Below are 472 nucleotides of genomic sequence, written 5' to 3' on the forward strand. Positions count from 1 at the left end.
TTAAAAAGATGTATGCGGAAGAGCGATTAAAGGCCGAAATCATCCAGGAAGCGATGGCAATGAGCAGCACTGCTGCGCAAGGGTAAAGCCATCTTGCCGGCGTAAGATGGCACAACAGGCAGTTGCCCAGCATGCCATTAGTATTCGTTTGGCTTGTAAAGCATTTGGCATTAGTGAAACCTGCTACCGCTATCAAGCCAATCTCAGCGATGACAATGCACTCATTGCTGAACAGCTCATTGAACTCACTGAGGAAAATTCCGATTGGGGCTTTGGTTTGTGCTTCTCGTATTTACGGCATGTTGAGAGTTGCTGCTGGAATCACAAGCGGGTTTACCGCATTTACTGTGAGTTGGCACTGAATCTGCGTATTAAACCGAGAAGAAGACTAAAACGGCATGCGCCTGAACCATTGAAAGAACCAATCCGAGAAAATCAGGTTTGGTCATTAGATTTTATGCATGATCAGCTT

Annotated in this window: 1 pseudogene; it reads left to right on the forward strand. The window is 45.8% G+C overall.

The features are described from left to right. A pseudogene (locus L6C30_RS14735) lies at nucleotides 1-472 on the forward strand (IS3 family transposase); the annotation flags it as partial.

The sequence above is a fragment of the Acinetobacter sp. KAM396 genome, assembly GCF_021602765.1.
Taxonomy (GTDB): domain Bacteria; phylum Pseudomonadota; class Gammaproteobacteria; order Pseudomonadales; family Moraxellaceae; genus Acinetobacter; species Acinetobacter towneri_A.